24 protein-coding genes and 1 pseudogene are annotated in these 22,638 nt (G+C 41.3%); 14 read left to right on the plus strand and 11 right to left on the minus strand.

Annotated elements, in window-relative coordinates:
• Positions 1–26: 26 nt before the first annotated feature.
• Positions 27–1,556, plus strand: coding sequence for a tetratricopeptide repeat protein (locus tag EZ437_RS03620; protein ID WP_225869483.1), 1,530 nt, complete (start codon positions 27–29; stop codon positions 1,554–1,556).
• Here EZ437_RS03620 and EZ437_RS03625 read toward each other — a convergent pair.
• The 4 genes from EZ437_RS03625 to rsfS form a co-directional block, all read right to left on the minus strand.
• Positions 1,553–2,635, minus strand: coding sequence for a 3-oxoacyl-ACP synthase III family protein (locus EZ437_RS03625; protein ID WP_131593339.1), 1,083 nt, complete (start codon positions 2,633–2,635; stop codon positions 1,553–1,555). The two genes, EZ437_RS03620 and EZ437_RS03625, sit on opposite strands and share 4 nt — an antisense overlap.
• 65 nt (positions 2,636–2,700) lie before the next feature.
• On the minus strand, positions 2,701–3,345 hold the full coding sequence (locus tag EZ437_RS03630) for a LutC/YkgG family protein (protein ID WP_131593341.1): 645 nt from the start codon (positions 3,343–3,345) through the stop codon (positions 2,701–2,703).
• A gap of 57 nt (positions 3,346–3,402) precedes the next feature.
• Positions 3,403–5,493, minus strand: a complete 2,091-nt coding sequence (ftsH, locus tag EZ437_RS03635) for an ATP-dependent zinc metalloprotease FtsH (protein WP_131593343.1) — start codon at positions 5,491–5,493, stop codon at positions 3,403–3,405.
• Between the two features lie 29 nt (positions 5,494–5,522).
• Positions 5,523–5,897: a ribosome silencing factor gene (gene rsfS / locus EZ437_RS03640; RefSeq protein ID WP_131593345.1), complete on the minus strand. Its 375-nt coding sequence runs from the start codon at positions 5,895–5,897 to the stop codon at positions 5,523–5,525.
• Between the two features lie 41 nt (positions 5,898–5,938).
• Here rsfS and EZ437_RS03645 point away from each other — a divergent pair, with 41 nt between their 5' ends.
• The 3 genes from EZ437_RS03645 to pfkA all read left to right on the plus strand — a co-directional run bounded on the left by EZ437_RS03645 (position 5,939) and on the right by pfkA (position 9,536).
• Positions 5,939–6,727: a biotin--[acetyl-CoA-carboxylase] ligase gene (locus EZ437_RS03645; RefSeq protein ID WP_131593347.1), complete on the plus strand. Its 789-nt coding sequence runs from the start codon at positions 5,939–5,941 to the stop codon at positions 6,725–6,727.
• Positions 6,728–6,828: 101 nt separating this feature from the next.
• Positions 6,829–8,556, plus strand: a complete 1,728-nt coding sequence (locus EZ437_RS03650; RefSeq protein ID WP_131595138.1) for a protein-disulfide reductase DsbD family protein — start codon at positions 6,829–6,831, stop codon at positions 8,554–8,556.
• Positions 8,553–9,536 (plus strand): 6-phosphofructokinase, encoded by a 984-nt coding sequence (gene pfkA, locus EZ437_RS03655; protein ID WP_131593349.1) that lies wholly within the window; start codon positions 8,553–8,555, stop codon positions 9,534–9,536. The genes EZ437_RS03650 and pfkA overlap by 4 nt, the downstream gene beginning before the upstream one ends.
• 46 nt (positions 9,537–9,582) lie before the next feature.
• Here pfkA and EZ437_RS03660 read toward each other — a convergent pair whose 3' ends face one another.
• Positions 9,583–10,101, minus strand: a complete 519-nt coding sequence (locus tag EZ437_RS03660; RefSeq protein WP_131593351.1) for a 5' nucleotidase, NT5C type — start codon at positions 10,099–10,101, stop codon at positions 9,583–9,585.
• A gap of 159 nt (positions 10,102–10,260) precedes the next feature.
• Between EZ437_RS03660 and EZ437_RS03665 the strand changes: the two are divergent.
• From EZ437_RS03665 to trmD, 3 genes and pseudogenes are all read left to right on the plus strand, one after another.
• Positions 10,261–10,803, plus strand: a pseudogene (locus EZ437_RS03665) (30S ribosomal protein S16); the annotation flags it as partial.
• A 238-nt stretch (positions 10,804–11,041) separates the two neighbouring features.
• Positions 11,042–11,569, plus strand: coding sequence for a ribosome maturation factor RimM (gene rimM / locus EZ437_RS03670; protein WP_131593355.1), 528 nt, complete (start codon positions 11,042–11,044; stop codon positions 11,567–11,569).
• 10 nt (positions 11,570–11,579) lie between these two features.
• Positions 11,580–12,257, plus strand: coding sequence for a tRNA (guanosine(37)-N1)-methyltransferase TrmD (gene trmD, locus EZ437_RS03675; protein WP_131593357.1), 678 nt, complete (start codon positions 11,580–11,582; stop codon positions 12,255–12,257).
• On the opposite strand, the gene EZ437_RS03680 is transcribed toward trmD, so the two are convergent.
• On the minus strand, positions 12,254–12,613 hold the full coding sequence (locus tag EZ437_RS03680) for a hypothetical protein (RefSeq protein WP_131593359.1): 360 nt from the start codon (positions 12,611–12,613) through the stop codon (positions 12,254–12,256). The genes trmD and EZ437_RS03680 overlap by 4 nt on opposite strands.
• 126 nt (positions 12,614–12,739) lie before the next feature.
• Here EZ437_RS03680 and EZ437_RS03685 point away from each other — a divergent pair, with 126 nt between their 5' ends.
• The 4 genes from EZ437_RS03685 (at position 12,740) to EZ437_RS03700 (ending at position 15,160) form a co-directional block, all read left to right on the plus strand.
• Entirely contained in the window at positions 12,740–13,102 is a 363-nt protein-coding gene (locus EZ437_RS03685) for a hypothetical protein (protein WP_205942634.1), read from the plus strand.
• A complete protein-coding gene (locus EZ437_RS03690) occupies positions 13,080–13,391 on the plus strand; it encodes a hypothetical protein (RefSeq protein ID WP_131593361.1) in 312 nt (103 codons plus the stop codon). Before EZ437_RS03685 ends, EZ437_RS03690 begins: the two co-directional genes overlap by 23 nt.
• A gap of 172 nt (positions 13,392–13,563) precedes the next feature.
• Complete coding sequence (gene rplS, locus EZ437_RS03695; RefSeq protein ID WP_131593363.1) at positions 13,564–13,911, plus strand: 50S ribosomal protein L19; 348 nt, start codon at positions 13,564–13,566, stop codon at positions 13,909–13,911.
• Positions 13,912–14,044: 133 nt separating this feature from the next.
• Positions 14,045–15,160: a mechanosensitive ion channel family protein gene (locus EZ437_RS03700; protein ID WP_131593365.1), complete on the plus strand. Its 1,116-nt coding sequence runs from the start codon at positions 14,045–14,047 to the stop codon at positions 15,158–15,160.
• Here EZ437_RS03700 and EZ437_RS03705 read toward each other — a convergent pair.
• From EZ437_RS03705 to EZ437_RS03715, 3 genes are read right to left on the minus strand one after another with little or no spacing between them, the layout of a single operon-like run.
• Positions 15,135–15,794: a phosphatidylserine decarboxylase family protein gene (locus EZ437_RS03705; RefSeq protein ID WP_131593370.1), complete on the minus strand. Its 660-nt coding sequence runs from the start codon at positions 15,792–15,794 to the stop codon at positions 15,135–15,137. The genes EZ437_RS03700 and EZ437_RS03705 overlap by 26 nt on opposite strands.
• A 38-nt stretch (positions 15,795–15,832) precedes the next feature.
• Complete coding sequence (gene hpt, locus EZ437_RS03710; protein ID WP_131593372.1) at positions 15,833–16,390, minus strand: hypoxanthine phosphoribosyltransferase; 558 nt, start codon at positions 16,388–16,390, stop codon at positions 15,833–15,835.
• A 54-nt stretch (positions 16,391–16,444) separates the two neighbouring features.
• Positions 16,445–18,607 carry a transglycosylase domain-containing protein gene (locus EZ437_RS03715; protein WP_131593374.1) on the minus strand — a complete coding sequence of 721 codons (2,163 nt, stop codon included), beginning with the start codon at positions 18,605–18,607 and terminating at the stop codon, positions 16,445–16,447.
• 116 nt (positions 18,608–18,723) lie between these two features.
• Between EZ437_RS03715 and EZ437_RS03720 the strand changes: the two genes are divergently transcribed.
• Genes EZ437_RS03720 through EZ437_RS03730 form a run of 3 tightly spaced genes read left to right on the plus strand, consistent with a single transcriptional unit; the run spans position 18,724 to position 20,779 of the window.
• Complete coding sequence (locus tag EZ437_RS03720) at positions 18,724–19,797, plus strand: Mrp/NBP35 family ATP-binding protein (RefSeq protein ID WP_131593376.1); 1,074 nt, start codon at positions 18,724–18,726, stop codon at positions 19,795–19,797.
• Between the two features lie 40 nt (positions 19,798–19,837).
• Entirely contained in the window at positions 19,838–20,083 is a 246-nt protein-coding gene (locus EZ437_RS03725; protein WP_131593378.1) for a NifU family protein, read from the plus strand.
• A 54-nt stretch (positions 20,084–20,137) separates the two neighbouring features.
• Positions 20,138–20,779, plus strand: a complete 642-nt coding sequence (locus tag EZ437_RS03730) for a hypothetical protein (RefSeq protein WP_131593379.1) — start codon at positions 20,138–20,140, stop codon at positions 20,777–20,779.
• Here the strand turns inward: EZ437_RS03730 and def are convergent.
• Complete coding sequence (gene def / locus EZ437_RS03735; protein WP_131593380.1) at positions 20,776–21,333, minus strand: peptide deformylase; 558 nt, start codon at positions 21,331–21,333, stop codon at positions 20,776–20,778. The genes EZ437_RS03730 and def overlap by 4 nt on opposite strands.
• A gap of 41 nt (positions 21,334–21,374) precedes the next feature.
• Positions 21,375–22,604 (minus strand): M16 family metallopeptidase, encoded by a 1,230-nt coding sequence (locus tag EZ437_RS03740; RefSeq protein ID WP_131593381.1) that lies wholly within the window; start codon positions 22,602–22,604, stop codon positions 21,375–21,377.
• Between the last annotated feature and the right edge of the window lie 34 nt (positions 22,605–22,638).

Here is a 22,638-nt window from a genome sequence, read left to right on the forward strand (position 1 = left end):
GGCCTTTTTTTGTAAAGAAATCTGAGATGTCAGTAAAGAGGTTAATCGTTAGGAAATATCGGAACAGGATGCTCAGGATTGTTGCTTTGGCCGTGTTTTTTCTGTTTCCGCAGGCGCTATATGCCAATTTTGACTTTAATGCGAACTGCTTAAAAGCATATCAGCAGATCTTTGAGCTGAAGCTCAGCAATGCGCGGCAGCTGCTCCAGGCGGAAAAGAAGATAAATCCGGACAATGGCATTGTGTTGATGCTGGAAAACTATATCGATTATTTTTATTTACTGACTTCCGACAGCAAGTCTGAATTTGACCGGCTGCAGCAAAATAAATCCAGAAGACTGGACCTGATTGCTGCCGGTGACAAAAGCTCGCCCTATTTCTTGTATGCGCAGGCAGAGATCAATTTGCAATGGGCCTTAATAAGGGGCAGGTATGGGGAATATATGACTGCAGCCCGGGAGATCCGAAAAGCGAAAGTACAGTTGCAGGAAAACACCGAGAAATTTCCGGGCTTTCATCTCAATGCTAAAGGACTTGGACTGATCAATGCATTTTTAGGGAACCTCCCGGACGGGATCTTGAAAAGTACGCTTGCCACTTTTGGTATTAAGGGAAATTTGCAGGCAGGGGTAGCGATGCTGGACAAGCTGTCGGCCAACCTGCCGCAGTCAAAATACGCCGCTTTTTATGATGAGGTAGTCTTCTACTATGTATTTGTGCTGAACGATATTGCACATAGTCCGCAAGCCTATGCCAAGACGATGAAATATACCGAGCGGATTTCAGATAGCAGTTTGCTGAAGACCTATTTGCAGGCGCTGGTCTGCTCAAAGAATGCGCACAACGAGGAAGCCATTGCTATTCTGGCAAACAGACCAGAAGGGCCCGCATACCAGGCTTTTCCGTATCTGAGTTTTTTGTCGGGCCTGACAAAGCTGAACAAACTGGATTATTCCTCTTCGGCCGATTTCAATAGGTTCCTGCAGGAAAACAAGGGAGTAAATTACATCAAAGACGCACACCTGCACCTTGCCTGGATCGCTCTGCTAAAAGACGGCACAGCTGCTTATTCTGCCCAAATAACAAAGGTTAAGTCGCAAGGTTATATTTACCAGGAAAAAGATAAGCAGGCACAGAATGAGGCCGCCGCACCTGCGCCTGATAAAGCGCTGCTGAAAGCAAGGTTGTTGTTTGACGGCGGTTATTACCAAAAGGCGCTTGGGGTGTTGGCCGACCATAAGGGAGCAGACTTTGATGCCGGTAGGGACAAGACAGAATATTATTATCGCCTTGGCCGGATAAATGCTGGACTGGGCAAGGAGGATGACGCCCTTTCGGCTTATCAGAATGCCATAAGCCTTGGGAAAAATCTTCGCTATTATTATGCGGCCAATTCGGCTTTACAGATTGGAAAGATCTTTGAAGCGCGGAAAAACCCTTCAAAGGCCACTGCATTTTTTAATATAGCAGTACAGATGAAGAACCATGACTACGAAAGCAGCATTGAAACACAGGCAAAAGCCGGCATCAAAAGACTGGAAGGCGGGACAAATTAGAACCGGTATACAAAAGCATTGATGTGCATACCTGCACCCACTGAAGTAAATACAGCATATTCACCAGGAGTAATTTTATAGCCTTCTACCAGGTTGTTGCGTACCAGGTCAAGCAATGTTGGGATGGTAGCCACCGAGCTGTTGCCCAGCCAGCCAATCGTCATCGGTACAAGGCCATGTGGTACAGTATCGATCTGGTACAATTTAAACAGCCGTTTTAAAATGGCATGGTCCATCTTGCCGTTTGCCTGGTGTATAAACACAGTTTTGATATCTTCAATACTAATCCCGGCTTTATCTATGGCTTTTTTTACTACTTGTGGTACCGTGGTTACAGCAAATTCGTAGAGTTTACGCCCGTTCATTTTAAGGTAGGCATTTTCTGCAGGGTGCTCAGGATTGTTGCTTTTTCCCATCACCAGCAAGGAAGCATAGTTTACGGCATAAGTTTGCGTTTTGTGCGCAATGATGCCGATCGGTTCATCAGATTCCCTGGCCTCAAAAATTGTTGCCCCTGCACCATCAGAAAAGATCATGCTGTCACGGTCGTGCGGATCAGTTATCCGCGACAAGGTTTCAGCACCGATCACCATGACGCGCTTTGCATCTCCGCTCTGGATGAGATAATTAGCCTGTATGGCACCCTGTACCCATCCCGGGCATCCGAATATAAGGTCGTACGCTACGCAATCAGGATTTTCAATATTCAATATTTGTTTGATCTTGGCACCAAGGGCAGGAAGAATGTCCATTCTGTTGCTGCCAAGTCTGACATCGCCGAAATTGTGACAAAAGATGATATGGTCAAGACTTTCTTTGTCAATTCCAGCTGAGTCTATGGCACGCTGAGCGGCAATGGCTGCAATCTGGCTGTTCACGATTTCATCGTCAACATAACGACGTTCATTGATTTCTGTGATCTCTGTAAACTTATCTATGATCTCTGAAATATCCTTCTCTATCAGTACGCCATTTTCATAAAATTTGGAGTTTAAGAAAGCGTTACGGGAAATGATATTTTCAGGAATGCAACTCCCTGTACCAGTAATAACCGAGTGTATGTTTGTTTTATAGCCCATTCTGAACCGCAGACTGTTTTAGTCTACAGTATAAACCTAGGGTTATTTTATTAGAAATAAAAATTTTAAGAGAAATCTTCAATTAAAAATACGAATAATTCTTTAGGCCCGTGTGCGCCGAGTACCAAAGTTTTTTCAATATCGGCGGTTCGGCTTGGACCGGTAATGGTACTGATCATGGAAGGGATCTGGTTGCCGTATTTGTCTTTGATCAGCTTGAATGCATCCTTAAGATCCATTACCATCTGACCTGTTCTGGCCACTACAATATGGTGATGCGGGAAGATGCTCAGTCTGCGGCCGGCTGCATTCTGATTGGAGACCATTACAGAACCATTGCGCGCAATCAATGCTTCACATAGGGTTATGCCTACTTCAGCCAGTTCAAAGTCTTTATCTGTTTTATAAAAGGGGAATTCATATTCTGAAAGGATGTTTTGGAGCTCCTGTTCCCAGCAGTAGATCTTTCTCCAGTTGAATTTTTCTGCAAGCTGGAGGATGTTTTCAATGAACTCGATGCCATTTTCACAATAGATAAAATTACCCGAAACGGCAGTAAGCTGCTCTGCAAACATTACTTCTGGAAATTCCTCGTCTTTGCGATAAAGAGGGGTGTCTTCTAAATTAGGATAAGGGTTGTCTCTTTTTTCAAGAAGGGCTTTCCTGATCTTCTTTAGTATGAGCTCTTTTGAGGAAATGTTTTCTTGCATAATGAATGGATTTGCTGTCATTCCTGAAGAGGAATGACAGCCCCATAAATGTGATAATTAAGCGTCTGTTTTGGCAGGCGTGATTGCTGTTGCGGGATCTGAAGTCTCGCCTACGCCGTCATGCAGTAGTCCTTCGGCAGCAGGTTTCTGATCGCCGGTACCATTTACGAATTCGTCATAAGTAGTACGGTTATCAAACGGACGTTTGCCCAGGATTTCCTCCAGATCTGCCTGGAACAGGATTTCTTTCTCTATTAGTTTTTGAGCCAGTTTTTCAAGGCCGTCCCTCTTTTCAGTAAGCAGGTTTTTTGTTCTGTCATACACTTCTGAGATCAGCTTACGAACTTCAACATCGATCATTTCAGAAGTTTTCTCTGAATAGGGCTTATTGAAGTTGTATTCATTTTGCGGATCATGGAAGGAAATATTTCCAATGGTACTGTTCATACCATATATGGTAACCATTGCATAAGACAACTTGGTAATGCGTTCCAGGTCATTCTGGGCACCGGTAGAAATTTTGCCAAAGACGATGTCCTCAGCTACCCTTCCACCCATAGTCATACACATACCATCGGTAAGCTGCTCGGTGGTATACAGGAACTGCTCCTTAGGAAGGTATTGTGCATAGCCTAAAGCAGCTACCCCACGAGGCACGATAGAGACCTTTACAAGTGGGTCTGCATGCTCAAGGTACCATCCTGCAATGGCATGACCTGCTTCATGATAAGCTACTATTCTTTTCTCTTCAGGAGAGATGATTTTGTTTTTCTTTTCTAATCCACCGATCACGCGGTCAATTGCATCCTGAAAGTCCTGCATGTCTACGGATTCCTTGTTGCGGCGGGCAGCGATCAAAGCGGCCTCATTACACACGTTGGCGATTTCAGCACCGGCAAAACCCGGGGTCTGTGCAGACAGTTTTTTTGCGTCAACTTCTGAAGACGTTTTGATTGGCTTAAGGTGAACTTTGAAGATCTGCTCACGGCCAACCAAATCGGGTTTATCTATGGAGATCTGCCTGTCGAACCTTCCTGGTCTTAGCAAAGCAGTATCCAGTACATCCGGACGGTTGGTAGCAGCAAGAATGATGATGCCTGAATCAGTTCCAAATCCATCCATTTCTACCAGTAACTGGTTGAGGGTGTTTTCACGCTCATCGTTTCCTCCCATCATGCTGTTTTTACCACGGGCACGGCCAATGGCGTCTACCTCGTCAATAAAGATGATACAAGGCGCTTTGTCTTTGGCTTGTTTGAATAGATCCCGGACACGTGATGCACCCACACCTACAAACATCTCTACGAAATCTGATCCGGAAAGGGAGAAGAAAGGTACCTGCGCTTCACCGGCAACAGCTTTGGCCAATAGGGTTTTACCTGTACCCGGAGAGCCGACTAACAAAGCTCCTTTAGGTATTTTACCACCCAGGTTGGTATATTTTTTTGGATTTTTAAGGAAATCAACGATCTCCATTACTTCCTGTTTGGCTTCTTCAAGACCTGCAACATCATTGAAAGTCACGTTAACCTGACTTTCTTTGTCAAAAAGCGTAGCCTTTGATTTTCCGATATTGAAGATCTGACCACCGCCACCGCCTGCACCACCGCCCATACGGCGCATGATAAAGATCCAGAAACCTATGAAAAGGAGTACGGGTATAATTACAGTAAAGAACCAGGAATTGAAAGAGCTTTGTCTGGTTTCTTTTTCGGCCAGGATTTGTTGTTCTGCCGGGATATTTTTTTGAGACTCCTTTAACTGCGTATCAACTGCGTCCATTGAACCTGCGGTAAAATAGGCGACAGGGCCCTTCCCCTGGCTGAAGTTGCTTTTGTTCTGATATTCTTTATACTTGGCGTCTTTTAGCCTGTCTGGCTTGATGTAGACCTCCACATTTACCAGGTCTTCATGTTTATAGGCTACCAGTTTTTGGACATCTCCCGACTGAAGCATTGTTGTTTCAAAAGTCCTGTAAGAAATAAGTTTACTGCTGTCTGTGTTGAACAGGAACTGTAATACTATGATACCTAATATGATTGCTGCATAAACCCAGAAAATATTGAATTTTGATCCTTTTTGCGGCTTTTTAGGAATGTTGGGAATTCGTTTTATTAGTTTGGGTTTTGTATTTGGATTCTCTTTCATCGTTAAATCAAAAAATGTGGATGTGAATGTTATGCGCTTTTATAGGATGTAGCCTGGGCATCGCCCCAAAGGTCTTCAATTCCATAAAAGTCTCGCTTTTCAGTTTTAAAAATATGGACAACAATGTCAAAATAATCTAGAATTATCCACTCTGCAGAGTCTTGTCCTTCTTTGCGCCAAGGATTGGTTTTGGTGTTTTTATAGATTTCTTCCTCTACGCTATCGGCAATTGCCTTAACCTGTGTAGTTGAATTCGCACTGCATATAATAAAATAATCAGAGACGGAACTGTTGAGCTCCCGCAGGTCAAGGCGGACAATGTCATTTCCTTTTTTTTCCTGTATGCCATGTACGGCTATTTCTGAGAGGTATGTAGAAAGGTTTACAATTTTCTTTTTTACCATTAAAATGTTTTAATTTTGATAAACAAATATACAATCAACACTTGCAAAATAACACTTTTTCAACATTATTTGTTGGTCAAAATCTTATCAAATTATCAGCGGTCGATTCTACCAATAACTTTTTAAAGATGATGTTGTCAAAATCCGAGCCATTACCGGAAGGAACTGTTATTATGGCAGATAACCAATACGCAGGCAGGGGGCAGCAAGAAAACACCTGGCATGCCGAGCCCGGACTGAACCTCACCATAAGTATTTTACTAAAGCCCTCATTCTTGTCCATAAACAGGCAATTTATGCTAAATATAGCCGTTAGCAACGGAATAGGTAAGGCACTAAAGGCACTGGTGGAGACTGGAATAACAGTAAAATGGCCCAATGATCTCTACCATTACGATCGGAAAATTGGAGGGGTTTTAATAGAAAATAGTATTTCCGGTAGTGTTATTAAGTCAAGCATTGTCGGTATTGGACTGAATGTTAACCAGAAAAGATTCGATCCTTTTCAGGTAAAGACCGCGGTCTCCTTGTCAGAAATTTTACAGGAGGATGTTAATCTGTTATCATTATTGAGTGAAATCTGCGGACATATTGAGGCCCAGTATCTGAAACTGAAGTCAAATAATGATGTTAGTTTACATGAGGATTACATTACCAGCCTGTATAAGTTCGGCCGACCGGCACTTTACAGACAGAATGGCGAAACTTTTGAAGGCAAGATCGTGGATGTCACAGCACAGGGACTGATGGTAATCGATGTAAACGGAGTTAACAGAGCATACAATTTTAAAGAGGTCGAGTTTTTAAGTGATCTGCATTTGGAGGGGTAGTCAATGATTTACTATCTGATGGTAAAATTAATGGCCAAAGGGCTAAATGCAGGCCGTAATAAAAAAATTATAAGTAATTTCACGGCCTTATTGTAAAAATGATGAAGAAGCGATTTTTGATGTTATTGTTGCTCGGCTTTTTGGCCTGGTCAAATACAGGCTTTGCAATGACCACAATCCAGGATACAATAGCGACAGATGATTTAATATTTACTGAAATAGAGCCGGCTGGCGAAGATACTGAGCAAACAGACAGTGTTAAAAGCGGAGCGTTAGGTGACAGTATAAAGAATGCCCTGCCTGCTGATACGGTAAAAAGCGCTGCGGTAAGCGGAGCGGGCAAGGAGACTTATAATAGCACTGCGGAAGAAAATAAATCACTGTGGGAGACTTTTATTGCGGGATTGGTAGGGGGATTTCTGGCTTTTATTATGCCTTGCATTTTTCCAATGGTACCCCTCACGATCAGTTATTTTACAAAGCGTGCCGGCAGCCGTGAAAAAGGGATAGGACAAGCGTTAATCTACGGACTTTCGATAATCGTAATATATGTGGCTTTCGGATTGCTGATTACGGTGCTTTTCGGCTCTGCCGGATTGAATGCATTGAGTGCAAGCGGATTGTTCAACTTCCTGTTTTTCCTGTTGCTGGTGATTTTTGCCATCTCATTTTTCGGGGCTTTTGAAATTACATTGCCCAGCTCTTTTGTAAATAAAATTGATAGTAAAGCAGATAACAGTAAGGGCCTTGGGGGGATATTCTTTATGGCAGCCTCACTGGCTTTGGTTTCCTTTTCATGTACAGGACCTATTATAGGCACACTACTGGTACAGGCAAGTTCGAAAGGGGAACTGTTGGCCCCTGCCATCGGAATGTTTGGTTTTGCACTGGCGCTGGCTTTACCTTTTACTTTGTCGGCTATATTTCCTGGTTTTTTAAGCAGTATGCCAAAATCCGGGGGATGGCTGAACAGTGTGAAAGTATGTTTAGGTTTCCTGGAGCTTGCGCTAGCATTGAAGTTTCTTTCGTCTGCTGATCTGGCATGGCACTGGCAATGGTTTGACCGTGAGATCTTTCTGGTATTGTGGATCGTGATCTTTGTGCTGATGGGGATATACCTGCTGGGCAAGATGAAATTCTCGCATGACAGCGATGTACCCTATGTCTCAGTTCCAAGGCTATTCTTTGCGATCCTGTCGTTTTCATTTGCGCTTTATATGGTCCCTGGCTTGTTTGGGGCACCGGTAAGTGTATTAAGCGGACTTGCTCCGCCAATGAATACCCAGGATTTTATTCTGAATAGTAATGGCCCGGCCTCAACTAATGTGCCGGCAGGCTTCCCTGCTAAAGTGAAGCATAGTGAATCTTTGAAACCGCCGGTAGGTTTTCAGGCATTCTTTGATTTAGAAGAGGGGCTGGAATATGCGAAGAAAGTGGGTAAGCCAGTCCTGCTTGATTTTACCGGCCATACCTGTGTAAACTGCAGAAGAATGGAGGACCTGGTGTGGGTAGATAAGGAAGTAGGTAGACTGATCAAAGAGGAATACGTGCTGATCCAGCTATATGCGGATGACCGCAATATAAAAATGCCTGCAGAGAAAATACATCATTCTAAAATATTGAAAAGAAATACAGACGATCTGGGGTATTGGAACCTTGATTTTCAGGCTACAAAATATGGATCAAATGCCCAGCCATTATATGTATTGGCAGGATATGACCTGAACCCACTCGTTAAACCACAAGGGGCTATTTTTAATGTAAAAGAATATGCGGCCTATTTACAAAGTGGTTTAGATAAATTTAAAACAGCTGAACAAACCAAATGAGCAAAATTAAGAACATAGGTGTATTAACATCTGGAGGTGATGCTCCCGGCATGAATGCTGCCATCAGGGCGGTTGTCAGGGCATCAATTTATTACGATTTACAAGTTACGGGTATTTTAAGAGGTTACGAAGGCTTAATTAGCGGGGATTTTATTGAAATGGACAGGAAGTCTGTGGCCAATATTATCCAGCGTGGCGGAACGATTTTGAAGACCGCCAGAAGTGATGAATTCCGTACTAAAGAAGGCAGACAAAAAGCATACGAGCAATTAAAAGCACGTAATGTTGATGCGTTGATTGTAATTGGTGGAGATGGTACTTTTACTGGAGCAAACTTGTTTACACAGGAATTTGATTTTCCTGTAGTAGGATTGCCCGGCACGATTGATAATGACCTGGAAGGGACGGATTTTACCATCGGATACGACACCGCTATAAATACCGTGATCAATGCAGTAGATAAAATCAGGGATACTGCGGAATCTCACGACAGGCTGTTCATTGTGGAGGTGATGGGCCGCGATTCAGGGCTTATTGCTTTAAGAAGCGGAATTGGCGTAGGCGCGGAAGCCATCATGATCCCTGAAGCGAATATGGGTGTGGATGGCCTGGTGACACGACTGGAAAACGGCCGTAAGGACAAGGCATCTAAAATAATCATTGTAGCGGAAGGAGATGAAGTAGGCGGCGCTTTTAATGTGGGAGAAGTTTTGAAGGAGAAGTTTCCTGCGTATGACATCAGGGTTTCTGTGCTTGGACACATTCAGCGGGGTGGTAAACCAAGTTGTATGGATAGGGTACTGGCAAGCAGGCTGGGTGTAGCTGCAGTAGAAGGCCTGCTGAACGGACAATCAGGGGAAATGGTTGGCTTGAAAAATCAGGAATTTGTGTTTACACCGTTTGATCATGCGATAAAGCACATAGATGCTAAAGAAATAAGCTCAGTATGGCTTAGGCTGGTGGAGATACTATCTTTATAAGGATTTAATTTAGAAGAGCCCGGTAGGGCTCTTTTTTATTATGGTGTTATAATAACTTATCCAATACCTGCTGCCAGTTGTCTACCCTTTCGTAGTCAGTGAGTAAAAGATTGTGGGGTGAGGTGAAGAGTAGTTTACGTCCGTTAAAGCCAACGAAGTTCTTGGCCCTGTCGTCGATCATCACGTCTGTATTTACAATCTTATCTCCGCAAAACATGATGTTTCTCCAGCTAATAAAGGGGAAGTGCTCTGCCAGCCAGTCCCATTTGTCTTCCAGTGAGTTTCTGAATTCGGTAGCGGCAGAGACGATATAAACCTCATGGTTTTCCTGTAATTTTTTTACTGCCTCAACGCTGCCCTCAATTAAGGGAAGATCCCTGAAAAAGCCTTTTTCATTGATGTATTCAAACCATTTATTGTTGATGTGTTCAGGAACATGGTGGTAAATCTCATTACCAGGGTCAAGGATCAGGTCGAGCGGAACCCCGTAGTCCCTATTATAAAGTTGTATGAATTTGTGTAAAGGATCGGCTAATACTTCATCCATGTCTATCGCTATTCTCATGTTCGCTTATTTTAGCACAAATATCCGGAAATAGCGATAGAGTTGTGTTAACTGAATTTAAAATTATTGCATCTTGTTAATGATTAGTATTTTACTTACTTTTGCAACCCCGCAAGCATGGAGCTCCGGGAACTATGTTGAATACATAAATTAAAAGAAATGGCAACTAAAATCAGATTGCAAAGATTCGGTAAAAAAGGTAAGCCTTTTTTCCACGTAGTGGTAGCGGATTCCCGTTCACCAAGAGATGGTAAATTTATTGAGCGTTTAGGTTCTTATAACCCAAATACCAATCCTGCTACCATCGACCTTAATTTCGATAAAACTTTAGACTGGGTAAACAAAGGTGCTGAACCTACGGATACTTGTCGCGCAATTCTTTCTTATAAAGGTGTTTTGTACAAAAAACACTTAGAAGGTGGTGTTAAAAAAGGAGCATTAACTGAAGATCAGGCAGCAACTAAATTTGCTGAGTGGTTAAGTGCTAAGGATGGCAAAATTGAAGGCAAAAAAGATAGCCTGACTAAATCTAAAGATGAAGTTAGAAAAGCAGCTTTAACTGCTGAAGCTAAGAAAAATGCTGACCGTGCTGCTGCCCTTGCAATTAAAAATGCACCAGTAGAAGAGGTTGTTGAAGAAGAAGCTGTAGTTGAGGAAGAAGCTGTAGTTGAAGCAGAAGTTGTAGCTGAGGCTGCTCCTGAGGCGGAAGTTGAAGCAGAAGTTGTTGCTGAAGCAGCTCCTGAAGCAGAAGCGGTGACAGAAGAAGCTCCGGCTGCTGAGGTTGCTCCTGCTGCTGAAGAGGCACCAGAAAAAGGTAAAGAAGAAGCATAGTTTATTCTATCATTCTTAATTAAAATAGCGAAGAAATCATTCAAATGAATATTCTTCGCTATTTTTGTTTATTGGCGTGCTTAATTTAAAATAACTAAACGTTTCAACCGTGAAATTAGAAGAAGCATTTTACATAGGGTATATTACAAAAACAAAAGGTTTAAAGGGAGAAGTGCAGCTTTTCTTTGAATACGATAATCCGGAACTACTGGAGTTAGACATTGTTTTTGCTGACATTAATGGGAAGATGGTGCCTTTTTTTGTGTCGTCTTATAAACTGCAAAGCAATGGCACCGGGTATTTTTATTTTGACGACATAGACCATATTGACAAGGCACAGGTACTGGTTAAAAAGAAGGTTTATCAGCCATTAAGCAAAATGCCAGACCGTTCGGAAGAAGATTTTCATTACAATGACCTGAAAGGGTTTTTGGTTTTTGATGAAACTCATGGAGAGCTGGGTGAAATCCTGGAGGTGAATGAATATCCGCAGCAATTTGTTGCCACTGTTTCCTATAAAGATATCGAGATCCTGTTCCCTTTAAATGAGGATATGATCTTAGAGATCGATGAGGAGGAAGCTACAATCCTGGTGGACCTGCCTGAGGGGCTGCTGGATATTTACCTAAATTCTTAATTAAAAGACCATGCGTTTCGATATCATCACTGTGTTGCCCGGTCTTTTAGAAAGTCCTTTTGCACATTCCATTTTACAACGGGCCCAGAATAAAGGAATAGCTGAGATTGTAGTGCATAGTCTAAGAGATTATGCAACAAATAAGCAAAAGAGTGTGGATGACTACCCATATGGCGGGGGCAGCGGCATGGTAATGTCCATTGAGCCCTTTGCCAGGTGTATAACCGCCTTGAAGAATGAACGGGAATATGATGAGGTCATATTTATGAGTCCGGATGGACAGACCCTCAATCAGAGTATCGCAAATGAATTGTCTGGATTGGGAAATATCATGATCTTATGCGGTCATTACAAAGGGATAGACCAGCGGATAAGAGATCTTTTTGTGACACGGGAACTATCTATAGGTGACTATGTGCTTTCAGGAGGGGAACTTCCGGCCGCAGTGCTGGTTGACGCAATAGTGAGGTTAATACCAGGAGTATTGAATGATGAAACCTCCGCATTGTCAGACAGTTTTCAGGGAGAATTACTGGATGCTCCGATATATACACGGCCTGCAGACTGGAACGGCCATAAGGTGCCTGATGTACTCCTTAGCGGTCATGAGGCAAAGATCAATGACTGGAGGCATGAACAGGCCCTGGCGAGGACACAGGCACGTCGTCCGGACCTGCTAGAGGATTAGTCCCCCTTACTAAGCAGGGATATAATTTTATCTTTGTCCTTTATCTGGTCTTTAAGTGCTGCAAGCATTTCTCTGCAATTCTTTAGTTCATTTTTAGCTGAGGAATATTCTGCTTTTGGTTCCCCTAAAAAATTAGGGTTTTTTTTGTCGGAATATTTGTGGGGTTCTTCCGGAAATAACACATTTACGGATACCTCCAGTATTTTTGCCATCGCAATTATATCATTATATTTAATGGATTCGCGCGTTAGACTTAGTTTTAGCCCATCAAAAGTTTTGCCCATCTCCTCAGCAAGCCAACTCATCGGCCTGTTCTTTTCTTTAAGAAGCTCATCCACTACGCTTTTTAAGAGCATAAAAAATTTAGTTGTAAAGTTGTTGATACTTAAAAAAATTAGTATTATTGCACTAAAATTTTATGTGTTTTTATACACTAATTTGATAAAAATACATAAAATTTGAAACTAATCAATTATAAGAGTATGAAGAAACGAAGAATTAAAGACAACGAATTGAGAAAGTACAAGATCAATGAATGTTTATTAAAAAGACCCATTGGCGAACACAGACTCGCTGTCAGAATCATCCCTAAATTGCTGGGAATATCACTCAATACTTTTCACAACTACAGGAATATCCTGCTAAATGACTCTCAGGATATTCCTCATGAGATTGTGGTCATGTTGGAACAGCTATTTGGTTTGGAGTATGGTGACCTGCTCAATAAGCAGATCAGGATGCGACCTCTGAATGAATTATTAAAGCTGGAGCTGTATGACCGAAAGATAAATAAGCCGCGTAAAGAAGATTCAATTAAAACCGATGAAGAAACAAAAGAAATATAAGATAGAAGAAGAAATGAGTAAGTTAAACCTTACGATGTATAAAAGGGCGCTGAAGTATATTCCTGAGCTTTTGGATATAGCCTTTAATACGTTTCACAACTACAGAAAAATGGCAATAGACGCCAAGGCGGATATTCCATATGGAATGGTTAGGAAGCTGGAAGTTTTCTTTGGATTGAAAGAAGGCGAGCTGGCTAACTATACAATAGATTGTAAAAGTTTGAAAGAAATGGTGCTGGCAGAAATTAAGGGACAAAATGACCAGGAAGAATACAAGGGGGATATGTAACGCGTTTTCAAGGTCCAAATCCGGGTTTAAGATTTCCTGCACGGCAACCGGATTTTGTGGAAATAATAAAGAATGTGGAAAAAAATAAAAATCACTTTTTTTTATAAAATAAAATTCCTAATATTGCAGTCCGATTTTAAACAACAAAAAATCGGTTTAATAGCTTAAAATCATGGATTTAGTAAAATTTGTTGAAGAGCAGGTAATCGCAAAAAATGAGTTTCCTGCATTCAAATCAGGAGATACAGTGAGTGTTCACTATAAAATTCGCGAAGGTAATAAAGAACGTATTCAAATTTACCAGGGTGTAGTATTACAGCGTAATAGTGTTGGTGCGAATGAAACGTTTACCGTTCGTAAAATGTCTAATGGTGTTGGTGTAGAACGTATATTTCCAATCAACTCGCCAAACATCGCTAAAATTGAAGTGAACAGCCACGGTAAGGTTCGCAGATCGAAATTATTCTATCTACGTGAATTGACCGGTAAAGCTGCCCGTATAAAATCTAAAAGGGTCTAATTAATTTTTGAAAGAATATTGACCTTCCCGATTATATCGGGGAGGTTTTTTTGTTTCCGATTTTGTCAATTACTGACATAGATGTTTGATCAGTTTATCTAAGTTTGCTGAAGCGACATAAAACATTTTTAGCATGAAAATTAATTTTTTTGAACAGGTATTCTGGGGGAATACATTTAAGGAATATGCGCTCTTCCTGGGTATCATATTGCTTGGAATTATTTTTAAACGGGTTATATCAAGGTTATTAAGTTTATTGTTGTTCCGGCTGTTCAGAAAATTTGCAGCAGAGATCAATGATGATAAATTTGTCTCCCTGTTGTTGCAGCCAATTGCATTTTTTATTGCGCTCTGGTCGTATTACTTGGCTGTCAACCAATTGAAACATCCGCTTGATGTCAGTGTTTTCAGCTACAACAGATTGGTTGACAAAACAAAAGTGTCAATAGATGTCAATCTGGGGCACATTGTTGACAAAATATTTCTCTTTTTAATTATTCTGTCGGTATTCTGGATCATCCTTCGCATTATTGATTTTATCGCACATGTATTAAAGCATAAGGCATCCATAACAGAAAACAGGGCAGATGACCAATTAGTTCCTTTTCTTAAAGAATTAACCAAGACCATTATTTGTTTTATAGGTTTTTTTGTCCTGCTTGGCTATGTTTTTGAAATAAACGTGCTTACCCTGATCACGGGACTGGGCATTGGAGGTATTGCTGTAGCGCTCGCAGCCAAGGAAAGTCTTGAAAATCTGATAGGGTCATTCACAATTTTTTTAGATAAACCATTTACTGTTGGTGATGTAGTAAAAGTCGATGGAATAGAGGGTACTATTGAAAAGGTAGGCTTTAGGAGTACACGCATTGTAAGCCCTGATAAAACAACGATAATTATACCAAACAGGTCGATGATAGACGGGGTACTGGAAAATATAACCAGGCGCAATTATCAAAGGATCATTTTCATGTTTGGGCTGAGTTACGCGACTGATTCAGCGAAAGCCAGAGAAATTATCAATGAAATTACAAAGCTTCTTCAGGACGACACGCAGATACAGGATGGTTCAGCAAGGCTGGAAGCCTTTGGTGAAACCTCATTAAGGATACAGGTGGTCTACCTTGTTCCGAATGAAAGCGATGTTCCCGTTGCAGAGATAAAAGAAGAAGTCAATTTTAAAATAATGGAAATTGTTCATCAAAATGGAGCGGATTTTGCAATTAAGCAAGTTCCGCCAGCACTGTAATTCCGCCTTTTACTACCTGGTTCAGTTGAAGATTCACTTTTGTGCCCAGGGGTAAAAAGATGTCGACCCTTGAACCAAACTTTATAAATCCAAACTCTTTGCCCTGCTCCACTAAATCGCCTTCCTTAACATACCAAACGATACGTCTGGCAAGCGCGCCGGCAATTTGCCTGAACAGGACAGGTGTGCCGTTTTTGTGTTCTACGACCACTGTAGTGCGTTCATTTTCTGTGGATGACTTGGGGTTCCATGCAGCAAGGTATTTGCCGGGATGATATTTAAAAAACTTAACCATACCTGATATGGGGTTTCTGTTGATATGTACATTTACAGGCGACATAAAAATAGATACCTGGAGTCTTCTGTCTTTAAAGTATTCTCCCTCTTCAGTTTCCTCAATTACCACAACTTTACCGTCAGCCGGGCAAATTATCAGCTGCTCTCCTGCGGTAAATGAACGTTTGGGATTTCTGAAAAACTGAAGTACTATAAGGAAAAGGGCCAGGGAAACAATATAGGTGAGCCACCTTAACCACGCTAAATTTTCAAAATTATAATCTATGATTGCATTTAAGATAAAAATGAAGAGTATTGATAGTGCGATAGTGGTGTATCCTTCTTTATGTATGGTCATTGCTTAATTTTTTTGCAAAATTGGTAAAAATAATCGGATTAAGAGGCAGATGGAACAACTGTTTTGGTCCTGTAGATATCATTCAGGTTTCTTCCAAGGCCATTATAGTCCAGTCCGTACCCAACTACAAAGTCATTGGCCAGCTCAAACCCCACATATTCCAATTCTTCAAGAGGCTCTTTTAGTGCTGCGGGTTTCAGGAGTAATGAACAAACTTTGACTGAAGCGGGTTTCTGTTTGTAGAGCTCTTTTAGGATATGGCTTAGCGTAAGTCCTGTATCAACAATATCTTCAACAATAATGATGTCCCGGTTGTGAATGTCATCCGGCAGGCCTAAAATTTCCTTAACCTTGCCGCTGCTTTTAGCCCCTGAATAAGAAGAGACCTGTATGAAAGCAACTTCGCAGGAGACAGTGATTTCTTTAAGAAGGTCTCCCATAAACATGAAACTTCCGTTTAAAACACCAATAAAAAGAGGACAACGGTTCTCATAATCAAGATTGATCTGGATGCCGATTAAACGGGTCCGCTTGCAGATATTGTCGTTTTCGATCAGGATTTCAAATTCTCTGTCTTCGATCTGAATTTTATTCATGATTGCTCGTTTATAAGAAAGTCTGCAAAATAAATTGGTTTCTTTCTTCTTTGATTATTGCTTTTCCTGGTTCTTTTCCTGTTCCTTTTGTTTTCTGCGTTCTTCCCGCTGTTGCTGCCTGATTTCTTTTCTGGTTTTTGGCAGGGTATCCATCTTCAGCTGAGGCTTGACGAGGGTGTCTTTTTTCTGGCCTCCAAATAAGCGGTCAAATAGTGTTTTCGATTCATCCTGTGTTTCTATTACAGGCAGCGGGTCGTCATTGTCAAATGCATTGGTATCTATTGTGGTAGAATCAGGTAAAAGGTACTGTCTTAATCCTTCACGTAAATGCACATTATAAAAGCCGTATCCACTGGTATCGGGTGAAGTAAGGCCTCTTTTTGCCATGATATTTCCAATATACTTAAAATATGGATACAGGTAATCCTTTAATCCACCATCCCCTCTGAATTTATAGAGTGCTATTTTAGGACGGGGAACGATATTCGCCAAAAATATCCCTTCACCGATGTTGAGTTCTGCCGGGCTTTTCCCAAAGTAGTGCCTGGTTGCTTCGCCAATACCATACACGTTCTGCCCCATTTCAATGATATTAAAATAAACTTCCAGCATCCTGTTTTTGGTAATCAGGTTGTTGTTTTCTATTAACCAGACAATCAGGATTTCTTCTGCTTTACGGGCAAGGGTCTTTTGCCGGCTTAAAAAAACATTTTTCACCAACTGCATGGAGATGGTACTGCCGCCTCTTACAAACTTGCTTTCTTTGAAGTTCACCGCAAATGATTTTCGGATTGACTCCTGTACAAAGCCCTTATGTGTAAAAAAGGAGGGGTCTTCGGAGGTTAATATGGCATTTTTGAAATTGCTGGAAACTTCTGACAGCGGTGTGAAATTGGGATTTGAAGGGCCAATGACAATATCCCGCATAGGTTTTCCGCGCTCATAAGGTGTGTATATAAAATCCTTATTTATTTTCTGAAGGTTGGTTTTGCCCCATTTCAGAATCTTGAAGTTATTTGGAGTAAGGGCAGAGTTGAATTTGACACTGTCCGGAATAGATGTATCCAGGTGAAAGGACAGGTCATATGTCACCTTTCCGCTCACCTTTAAGCCCTCAAGTGACTCAAATAATCCTTGTGGAAAAGAGCTGAGCATATCCTGTGCATTTTGTTCGGGGGCATGCAGCTTTACTTCATATATTTTATTGGGAGAAAGGGTGTATTTTAAATAGGGGTGTATAAAGGCATTTTTCAGCAAGACAGTTGAGGAGCTGTCCAGTGCAATGTAATTGGAGCCGATCAGCATATTCGCGTCTATCATAGCCTCCGGTACCACGATGTCATTTGATGCAATCTTGGGGTGGTTGATGAGCAGGTTGCTAACCGACCATGAGCCGGCAATCATGAAGTCGTCACCCTGGTACTCCGCACTCTTCATTTCTGTACGTACTGTATCAAAGCTAAATTTTGCACGAAGTTTATTGTTCAGATAAGGAAGCTCAACTTGTTTACCCTCAGCAAATAGTTTTACATCCAGTTGCTTTTTTCCTGGGTTTACATGCCCGTTTAAATGCCATACAGCGGCTGTTTCATTAACCAGGATGGTAGAATTTAAATCACCTCCATCAATCGTGGCGGTAGTTGTCAGGAAGCTAAGTTTGGCGGTATCATTGTCATTTATCTTCAGCATCAGCTCCTTGATCTCCATATTATCAGGAATCTTGTATAGAAACTGGTTAAGGAGGTTGTGGGCGAGTTCTCCCAGATCTACCTTTGATTTGGTGGTAGTGCTGTCTTTCTTTTTACGCTTGAGTATAAAATCCAGATTGCTTAATGAGTCTTTAAAAACAATGTTTATTCTTCCGGTATTCAGAATTACCTGGGAAAGTTTAACATCACCAAAAATCAGGGGAAACAATTTTACCCCGACGGTGATGTCATTAATGGTAGAAAGTGTGTCTCTGTCTTTGGGTACAACAGAAATATTTTTCATGTTGACCGTGCTTAATCCGCTGAACCCGGCCTCTCCAATCTTTAATTCCAGTCCGTAGCTTTTATCAGCCTTGTCTATGACCTTTGCGATCATTTTCTTTAGTAAGCTCTCTCTCTTGTTGTATGCGATAGTGGCAAGGATGGTAAAAAGTAACAGTATTGTTCCTATAACCCATGCGCCAATCTTTAGATATTTTTTAGGAATGTTAATTTTTGGAAGATGCATACCGTATAACAGCTAATTTAGCTAACGTTTAATTCAAATGTTTATTTCGTGTTAAAATTACACTTAAAAAGCTTAATCTCAATTAATGTGCGTTAGTTTTATCTAAATTTGTAACGATGACAATTTATCCAGAACAAGTTCTTGCTGCTTTGAGGAATGTAGAGGATCCGGATCTTAAAAAAGACCTGGTGACTTTAAATATGATCAAGGATCTTAAAATAGATGGAAATAATGTCAGCTTTACCCTGGAGCTGACCACGCCCGCCTGTCCAATGAAAGATATGCTTAAAAATGCGTGCAACAATGCCGTTAAGCACTTTGTTGACCAGCAGGCAGAAGTGACAATCAATGTAACCTCAAGGGTAACCAGACCAATGGATACTACCCAGTTGAAGGCGATCAGAAACATTGTGCTTGTTTCTTCCGGTAAAGGGGGGGTAGGTAAGTCTACGGTAGCCAGTAACCTGGCCATCGCTTTATCGGCCGATGGAGCAAAAGTAGGCTTAATAGATGCCGATATTTATGGTCCATCTGTTCCAACCATGTTTGACCTAGTTGGTGCAAAGCCCGGCGCAAGAGAAACAGAAGAAGGGAAAACGCTGATCCTTCCAATAGAGAAATATGGGATAAAGCTGCTTTCACTTGGTTTTTTTGCAGATCCTGACCAGCCTGTGCCCTGGAGGGGCCCAATGGCTTCAAATGCTGTTAAACAATTATTTAACGATGCGGACTGGGGTGAACTGGACTACCTTATCGTAGATCTTCCTCCGGGTACGGGAGATATCCACATTACCATAACACAAAGTTTTCCTATAGCAGGGGCTGTAATCGTCACCACACCACAGCAAGTGGCCCTGGCAGATACGCGCAAAGGACTGGCCATGTTCCGGATGCCCGGTATCAATATTCCGGTGCTGGGCGTGATTGAGAATATGGCTTATTTTACACCGGACGAACTACCGGAGAACAAATACTATATTTTTGGTAAAGACGGAGGTAAATTGCTCGCCGAATCATTTGAGGTACCTTTTTTAGGAGAGATACCCATTGTACAGAGCATCACAGAGGCAGGTGATAATGGGACACCGATTGCGCTGAATAAGGAGAGCCTGCTTTCGGTTTCCTTTGCTACGCTAGCGAGAAAAGTAGCCCAGCAAATTGCTATTAATAACGCACAAACTGCTATTTAGTAAATTTTTACTATTTTTATACTTTAAAAAATATTAACCGATGAATTTAACAGAACAAGTTGAGCAAGCATTAGAATCCATCAGACCATATTTAATAGCCGATGGTGGAGATGTTGCCGTAGAAGAGATTACGCCGGAGAATGTAGTTAAATTAAAATTGTTGGGTAATTGTGGTTCCTGCAAAATGAGCTTTATGACGATGAAAGCAGGAATTGAGCAGGCAATAATGAAGGCTGTACCCGAGATTACTGCTGTAGTTGCCGTTAATTTAGCAGAACCGGTATAAATGATTTAACACAATTTAACAAGCCGTTACCTTAGATAGCGCTATTTTTGTAATATGAAGTATTCGCTCAGTATATTATTGCTTCTTTTTACTTCCCTGGCATTTGGACAACAAATTAACCCGGAAAAGAAATTGATCCAATTTTCGGGAATCATTACCGATGTGGACAGCAATACTGTTGTGCCCTATGTAACTGTTACCAACCTGACGAACAAAGGGCAGCGATACGCCGCCAATTATAAAGGTTTTTTTTCATTTACGGCTTATACTGGTGATACGGTCTCCTATTCGGCAGTAGGATACAGAGAGCAACTGTATATTATACCAGCAGAGATCAGTGATACAAAGTTTACCGCCATGATCAAACTCAAGTCGGAGATTATTAACCTTCCGATGGTGCGGGTATACCCATGGGCCACAGTAGAAGATTTTACCAGGGATTTTATGTCTATGAAGGTTGCCGATGACGATTACGCAATCGCCTTAAAAAATCTTTCAAGAGAAAGCATTAGCGGGATGATACTCACACTTCCAAGAGATGGGGGCGAAATTCAGAGTACCAATTATAGGTTAAACCATGACAGGGCCTTAAATAAAAATATGGTACAGACCAATCCGTTACTGAACCCTTTTGCATGGGGTAAGCTTATGCAGTCTATCTTTAAAGGAGATAAGAGTAGGAGCAGCGATAATTAGCGTCGCCTGCTCTGATTCGGGAAACGCATCTTATAGTCAGCCTTGATATATCCTTTGGAAATTGCGTCGAGTTTACTTTTAAGCATTCTTTTGCGCAACAAGCCCAGTTTATCAGTAAATAGCGTTCCTTGTATGTGGTCGTATTCATGCTGTATCACTCTGGCAGGCATTCCTGTCACCTCCTCTTCATGCAGTTCCCAGTTTTCATCATAGTATTTAATTCGGACATTTGGTTTACGCATCACATCTTCGCGAATATCAGGAATACTAAGGCAGCCCTCATTAAATGCCCAGGGTTCTCCTGTTTCTTCCAGGATCTCCGCATTGATAAACACCTTTTTAAAACGGTCTTTCTCATCATCACCACCTGTATCAACAATGAAAAGCCTGATGGGCAATCCAATCTGGGGAGCAGCAAGTCCAACACCACTGGCATTGTACATGGTCTCAAACATATTGCTGATCAACAGGTGTAAGTTCGGGTATGTCTCTTCAATTGGAGCGCACACTTTTTTCAAAACCGGATCTCCGTATGCAACGATGGGTAATTTCATCTAAATCTATTAATGATTGTTATGGTACAAAAATACAAATATTACCCTAAAGGATAAAAAGTAAGCGAACTAAGATTGCCTTCGTTTAATATTTCGTTGGAAATATCTGCTATTTCGGCTTTAGTAACGGCTTGTATTTTATTAAAAATGGTTTCTAAACTGTCTATCCTGTCATAGTCCATCAGGTTTTTTGCCATGGAAATTACCAACCCAATGCGGTTTTCTTCGCCAAGTGCAATTTGTCCGATAAATTTGTTTTTGGCCTTTTGAAGCTGTACTTCCGTCAGGGGGTTTTCTCTCAGTTTTTTAAATTCTTTAAAAATAAGCTGAAGCGCCCTGTCCACTTTTTCTTTATCAGTACCAAAATATAAAGTAAAAATGCCGGTGTCTGTGAGCGGACTAAAGGATGTTTCAATGGTATAGGCAATTCCATGTTTCTCCCTGATTTGGAGATTGAGAACAGAGCTCATTCCTGTTCCTCCAAAATGGTTGTTGAGCAGCAGTAATCCTGTTTTGTAAGGATGATGAAGTGAATATGCCTGGGTGCCCAGTACAGCATGAGCTTGTTGGATAGGCTTATTGAGTATTTTTGAGACTACAGGTGATTTCTCCGGTGCTTTTCGGGAGGAGGTGTGTAAATTTTCCTTTATTTCGGCATAGTATCTGGTGCTAATTTTCAGGAATTTATTTAAAGAATAATTACCTAATACAGCCACTACAATTCTGTCAGTATGGTAGTTTTCGCTGATAAACTGATAGATATCTTTTTGAGTGATTTTAGAAACACTTTCTGTTGTCCCCAGGATATTCTGCCCCAATGAATGGCCGGCCCATACTAAATCTTCAAAATCATCATAAATAGCTTCCTCTGGTTGATCCAGATAAGACGCAATTTCATCCAGTATTACACTCTTTTCTTTTTCCATTTCATCCACTGGAAAAGTAGAATGAAAAACAATGTCATTAAAAAGCTCTAATGTCCTGTCGAGATAAGGATTCAGAAAAGAAGCATGAATACAGGTATATTCTTTTGTAGTATAAGCATTAAGATCTGCTCCAACGCTTTCCAGCCTGTTCAGAATCTGATTCGTATTTCTTTTTTCCGTGCGCTTAAAGATCAGGTGCTCAATAAAGTGGGCCATTCCTGGCTTTTCTTCTTTTTCATCTCTGGACCCGCTGTTGATGATGATACATGCATGAGATATTGCGGATGCCGAAGGCACATGAAGTAAGCGAATGCCGTTTGGCAAGGTGTGAACATTATATTCCATTCAGCGGCAAAGGTACACAGAAAAATATCATCCG

Source organism: Pedobacter psychroterrae (assembly GCF_004331695.1).
In the GTDB taxonomy this organism is placed as follows: domain Bacteria; phylum Bacteroidota; class Bacteroidia; order Sphingobacteriales; family Sphingobacteriaceae; genus Pedobacter; species Pedobacter psychroterrae.

Bases quoted from the DNA above. Each gene is read 5' to 3' on its own strand.
- EZ437_RS03725 (WP_131593378.1), top strand. From the start codon at position 19,838: ATGAATTTAACAGAACAAGTTGAGCAAGCATTAGAATCCATCAGACCA.
- EZ437_RS03690 (WP_131593361.1), top strand. From the start codon at position 13,080: ATGAAGAAACAAAAGAAATATAAGATAGAAGAAGAAATGAGTAAGTTA.
- rplS (WP_131593363.1), top strand. From the start codon at position 13,564: ATGGATTTAGTAAAATTTGTTGAAGAGCAGGTAATCGCAAAAAATGAG.
- EZ437_RS03740 (WP_131593381.1), bottom strand. From the start codon at position 22,604: ATGGAATATAATGTTCACACCTTGCCAAACGGCATTCGCTTACTTCAT.
- EZ437_RS03730 (WP_131593379.1), top strand. From the start codon at position 20,138: ATGAAGTATTCGCTCAGTATATTATTGCTTCTTTTTACTTCCCTGGCA.
- rsfS (WP_131593345.1), bottom strand. From the start codon at position 5,897: ATGGTAAAAAAGAAAATTGTAAACCTTTCTACATACCTCTCAGAAATA.
- pfkA (WP_131593349.1), top strand. From the start codon at position 8,553: ATGAGCAAAATTAAGAACATAGGTGTATTAACATCTGGAGGTGATGCT.
- EZ437_RS03650 (WP_131595138.1), top strand. From the start codon at position 6,829: ATGAAGAAGCGATTTTTGATGTTATTGTTGCTCGGCTTTTTGGCCTGG.
- EZ437_RS03630 (WP_131593341.1), bottom strand. From the start codon at position 3,345: ATGCAAGAAAACATTTCCTCAAAAGAGCTCATACTAAAGAAGATCAGG.
- EZ437_RS03620 (WP_225869483.1), top strand. From the start codon at position 27: ATGTCAGTAAAGAGGTTAATCGTTAGGAAATATCGGAACAGGATGCTC.
- def (WP_131593380.1), bottom strand. From the start codon at position 21,333: ATGAAATTACCCATCGTTGCATACGGAGATCCGGTTTTGAAAAAAGTG.
- EZ437_RS03660 (WP_131593351.1), bottom strand. From the start codon at position 10,101: ATGAGAATAGCGATAGACATGGATGAAGTATTAGCCGATCCTTTACAC.
- EZ437_RS03685 (WP_205942634.1), top strand. From the start codon at position 12,740: ATGAAGAAACGAAGAATTAAAGACAACGAATTGAGAAAGTACAAGATC.
- EZ437_RS03680 (WP_131593359.1), bottom strand. From the start codon at position 12,613: ATGCTCTTAAAAAGCGTAGTGGATGAGCTTCTTAAAGAAAAGAACAGG.
- trmD (WP_131593357.1), top strand. From the start codon at position 11,580: ATGCGTTTCGATATCATCACTGTGTTGCCCGGTCTTTTAGAAAGTCCT.
- ftsH (WP_131593343.1), bottom strand. From the start codon at position 5,493: ATGAAAGAGAATCCAAATACAAAACCCAAACTAATAAAACGAATTCCC.
- hpt (WP_131593372.1), bottom strand. From the start codon at position 16,390: ATGAATAAAATTCAGATCGAAGACAGAGAATTTGAAATCCTGATCGAA.
- EZ437_RS03700 (WP_131593365.1), top strand. From the start codon at position 14,045: ATGAAAATTAATTTTTTTGAACAGGTATTCTGGGGGAATACATTTAAG.
- EZ437_RS03625 (WP_131593339.1), bottom strand. From the start codon at position 2,635: ATGGGCTATAAAACAAACATACACTCGGTTATTACTGGTACAGGGAGT.
- EZ437_RS03705 (WP_131593370.1), bottom strand. From the start codon at position 15,794: ATGACCATACATAAAGAAGGATACACCACTATCGCACTATCAATACTC.
- EZ437_RS03720 (WP_131593376.1), top strand. From the start codon at position 18,724: ATGACAATTTATCCAGAACAAGTTCTTGCTGCTTTGAGGAATGTAGAG.
- EZ437_RS03715 (WP_131593374.1), bottom strand. From the start codon at position 18,607: ATGCATCTTCCAAAAATTAACATTCCTAAAAAATATCTAAAGATTGGC.